The following is a 4184-nucleotide window of genomic DNA, read 5'->3' on the forward strand; positions in this document are numbered from 1 at the left end:
AGCCGATGACTATTTAGTAAAAGTAAAACCCTTTGCGATGGCTGAATTGCGGGCGCGGTTGCGGGCCTTAGAGCGGCGATCGCCTCAACTGCGTCCGCAACAACTGCAAGTCGGCAACCTGATGTTGGATTACGGCACCGCTACTGTTTCGATTTAAAATTCCCAGGGCGATTGCCAGGGAGTTCCTCTCAGTGCAAAGGAGTTTCAGTTGCTAGAGGAGTTTATGCAACCCCCCAACCAGATCTTGAAACGGGAGCAACTGATGAATCAGGTGTGGGAGGTTCAGGCCGATCCAACCAGTAATGTAGTTCCGGCTCAGATGCGGCTGTTGCGGCGTAAACTTGCTGATCATGGCTGCCCCCAACTTCTGGGAACCGTGTATGGTTTAGGCTATCGCCTCAATCTGCCTCATGTACAAAAATAAGCTATTCAACCTCTCGCGTCGTCGTTTGGCACTCTGGTATGCCGGAGTGATGGGAGTGATTTTGAGTGCAGGGGTAATTGTACTCTACCACATGATCACCCAGACTCGCTGGCAGGCCTTACATAGAGAGTTGGAGTCCGTTGCTGGGACCCTCCACGATGGACTGGAACCCGTGCTGAAGCAACCCGGCCAGATGAATCAGCAAGCGGTGAATCAGGTCTTACCCTATGTCTGTCTTGCCAACACCAATTGCTCATTACCTCCAGAACTGACTCATCGCCATCGCCTCAGCCTGTTCCAACAAAAGGGCGATTACATTCGGTTTTTGGATTTGTCGGGACGGTTGGTGGCAGCCGTAGGGCAACAACCAGAGGGACTAGCCTTTCGGGGTAATGAATTGTGGCAAACCCTGGAAGACCGGCAGGGGAACCGCTTTCACCAAATCTCAATGCTTATGGATACGGCTGGCCATCAGCAAAGCTGGGGCTATATGCAGATTGGTCGATCGCTGAAGGACTTTGACGAAGAACTGACCACGATCGCCTGGCTAATTGGGCTGAGTCTGCCAATCTCAATGCTGCTCATCGCGGAGCGAGAACAGGCTCACATTTTTGATCGCTTTTATCGGGTGCATAGGGATCGGTGTCAGTCTACAGGAGGAGCGGGTTTAGGACTGGCGATTGCGCAGGCGATCGCCGAGGCCCATCAAGACTTTACTGCTTCCGCAGCGATAAATGAAGCCAAACCCGTATACGTACTGACCAAAACTTTCAAAACAAGCTGGCAGAATTGCGAAGATTTCAGAATTAAGGAAGTGGTTATGAGTAAAGCCGGGATCAGCGCTTTTCGTCATTGCCATTGCTGAGGGAGGTGGAATGAACTAGGATGGGGGCACCTAACGAAATGTAACGAATTTGGGTTTGTAACTTGACAAGAGTATCGCAGGATGTGGTTGCTAGTCTGGATTGAGGTAACAGGTGATGACGTACTTGATAACATCCCCCCAACTTTCCGGGGAATCGCGGGTTGCGGAATTTTTCCAACGGAGTGAAGGCCAGTGGCGATCGGAGCGGCGCTACTTCACCTTAAAAAACGACCAGATAGAGGAAATGGAATCCTTAATCACGATTCGTTTTTTAGCCCAGGGCCATCCCGAACTGGTTGAACTGGCGCAAATGCATAGCCTAGGGAATGATAGGGCCATAGTCTGTGGTGCTTATACCAGTTGGGAAAGTAATTATCGCGGCAAGACGCGCAAGCAGCAGACGGGATCCACAGTCTTTGGTGTCCATAACGGGATGTTGTATCGGGATCGCGGATTTGCGACCCCAGCTCCCGTCTTTGCCAAATTCAGCCTACCCGAAGCGAACACGCTGCGACTACGCACCGAGTATAACAGTTCTGTGTTTGAAGAAGAAATAAAACTCATTAGTTCTAGCTACCGCACCCGGCAGACCATCATCTCGCGGGCTGAGGAACAGATCATGATCGGGCAGTATTTGGAGAAAAGGGTATAGGGGGGCAGGGCTTAAGTGGCGAGTGGACGAGTAAGGCTGAGAATCGTGTGTAGGACTCAGCCAAACAGAGTCCTGTTTGGGATGGAACAATGACGATCTACCCCCTAAGGTTGAATTGCTTCTCCGTGTTGACAAGCGAGCAGGCTGCCAGAATGTGGCAAGTATTTTTAAGAAAGATGAAGAAGCCCTTTAAGCTTTGGACTTCCGGACAGAGAGGGTTGATCGCCCAGTTTGCAACGCATTACCTGCGGCAACAAGCTGTTACGTTTACCCTCATGTTGATAGACAACGTAACAAACGGGAGAGTTTTTTGTGGTTGTAGAGTAGTGTAAGATAAGCCTAGAAGCCTGACGAGACGGTGAGGGAAGGGGCTTGGGCAAGTAAGCATTAAGGAATGTAAAAAAGTAGGGTTTCAGAACAATTTGTAACGAAATGGGTTGCACGAGCATTGTATAAAAGATGCTTGTAAGGATAAACGCCCGGTTGAGTTAGCTAAAAGCCTTGATTCTGATAGCTTTCTGGAATCTCATTGAAGGGATGAGCGATTCACAGATTCGTTTACGAATCGAAACGATCTTTGACAGAGCGTGTCGAGGATGCAACCAGAGAGAACGGTGATCGAGGTTGAGGACTCAAGGTCTGGCTACTGGGAAGTGGGCAGGAATAGGGGTCTGACCTAACTGAACTGCGCGACTGCGTTTTGAAACACAACCATACTCATCAACAAATTAGGAGATCGAATCTATGCTAGACGCGTTTGCCAAGGTTGTTGCACAAGCTGATGCTAGAGGCGATTATGTGAGCAACGAACAAATCGACGCTCTTAGCCAAATGGTAGCGGATGGCAACAAGCGGTTGGATGCTGTAAACCGGATTACTAGCAATGCTTCTGCAATCGTGGCTAATGCCGCTCGGGCCCTGTTTGCTGAGCAGCCGCAACTGATTGCTCCTGGTGGCAATGCTTACACCAGCCGTCGTATGGCGGCTTGCTTACGCGACATGGAAATCATCCTGCGCTACGTGACCTACGCGATCTTCACCGGTGATGTCAGTGTGCTGGATGATCGCTGCCTGAATGGGTTGAAAGAAACCTACCTGGCTCTGGGCGTTCCTGGTGCTTCTGTGGCGACCGGTGTGCAAAAGATGAAAGAAGCGGCAATTGCGATCGCGAACGATCCCAACGGCATCACCCGTGGCGACTGCAGCGCCCTGATGTCTGAGATTGCTAGCTACTTCGATCGTGCAGCAGCAGCAGTTGGCTAAATTTTTCAGACCTGTCAATTGGTCATCGCTTCTTGGTTGACAGAGGACGAATGACAAAGGCCAAATGACAAATCTCAATTCACTCAAACATTTTGTAAAAACATAGGGAGATATCAAACCGATGAAGACCCCATTGACTGAAGCCATTGCCACCGCTGATTCTCAAGGCCGTTTCCTGGGTAGCTCTGAACTGCAAGTTGCATTTGGTCGTCTGCGTCAAGCGGGGGCCAGCTTAGAAGCGGCTAAGGCCCTAGCTAGCAAGGCGAATAGTCTAGCTGAAGGTGCTGCCAATGCTGTGTATCAGAAGTTCCCCTACACCACCCAAATGCAAGGTAACAACTACGCCTCTGATGCGCGTGGAAAGGCTAAGTGCGTACGTGATATCGGCTACTATCTGCGGATGATCACCTACTGCTTGATTGCAGGCAGCACTGGCCCCATGGATGACTACCTGATTGCTGGTCTAGCTGAAATCAACAGCACCTTCGAGTTATCCCCTAGCTGGTACATAGAAGCCCTCAAGTACATCCGTGCCAACCACGGTTTGTCTGGCGACCCTGCTACGGAAGCAAACTCCTACATCGACTACGCGATTAACGCTCTGAGCTAGGTCGTGTAATCTTGCCCGGAGAGAGGAGCTGCTCAAGTTGAAAGAGTGGCTTCCCTTTCCGGGCAATTTTATTAGCGCTGTTAGGAGTTTGTGGGATGGCTGATGGTGAATTGCTGTTAGCTATTTGCTGTTTGATCCGCAAAATTCTGAGCAGTGCCCATTAATAAAACGTTTGAATGATGGTGAAACGTTTGAATTCAGTTGGCTAGATCAACCAGTTCAATGGAGAAAACGACATGGCTGGATTACAAGAAGCAGGACGGTTAGGGATTAGACCGTTTGAAGAGACGGATATTGTGGAGTTACGGCCCAACTGGTCGGAGGCTGACGCTCAGGTAGCGATTCGGGCAGCTTACCGTCAGGTGTTAGG

4 protein-coding genes and 1 pseudogene are annotated in these 4184 nt (G+C 50.2%); all 5 read left to right on the top strand.

Annotated features, from left to right (window positions below; translation table 11 throughout):
* Positions 1 to 190: 190 nt before the first annotated feature.
* Positions 191 to 424, top strand: a pseudogene (locus ACUVQO_RS21895) (winged helix-turn-helix domain-containing protein); the annotation flags it as partial.
* On the top strand, positions 411 to 1289 hold the full coding sequence (locus ACUVQO_RS21900) for a hypothetical protein (RefSeq protein WP_445927950.1): 879 nt from the start codon (positions 411 to 413) through the stop codon (positions 1287 to 1289). The pseudogene ACUVQO_RS21895 and the gene ACUVQO_RS21900, both read left to right, overlap by 14 nt.
* A gap of 115 nt (positions 1290 to 1404) precedes the next feature.
* Complete coding sequence (locus ACUVQO_RS21905; RefSeq protein ID WP_445927943.1) at positions 1405 to 1941, top strand: phycobiliprotein lyase; 537 nt, start codon at positions 1405 to 1407, stop codon at positions 1939 to 1941.
* Between the two features lie 744 nt (positions 1942 to 2685).
* The gene (locus ACUVQO_RS21910) at positions 2686 to 3204 is read left to right on the top strand and encodes a phycocyanin subunit beta (RefSeq protein ID WP_445927944.1); all 519 of its coding nucleotides are present in this window, start codon (positions 2686 to 2688) and stop codon (positions 3202 to 3204) included.
* Positions 3205 to 3325: 121 nt separating this feature from the next.
* Positions 3326 to 3814 (top strand): phycocyanin subunit alpha, encoded by a 489-nt coding sequence (gene cpcA / locus ACUVQO_RS21915; RefSeq protein ID WP_445927945.1) that lies wholly within the window; start codon positions 3326 to 3328, stop codon positions 3812 to 3814.
* Positions 3815 to 4184: the final 370 nt, after the last annotated feature.

The organism is Leptodesmis sp. (genome assembly GCF_052746595.1).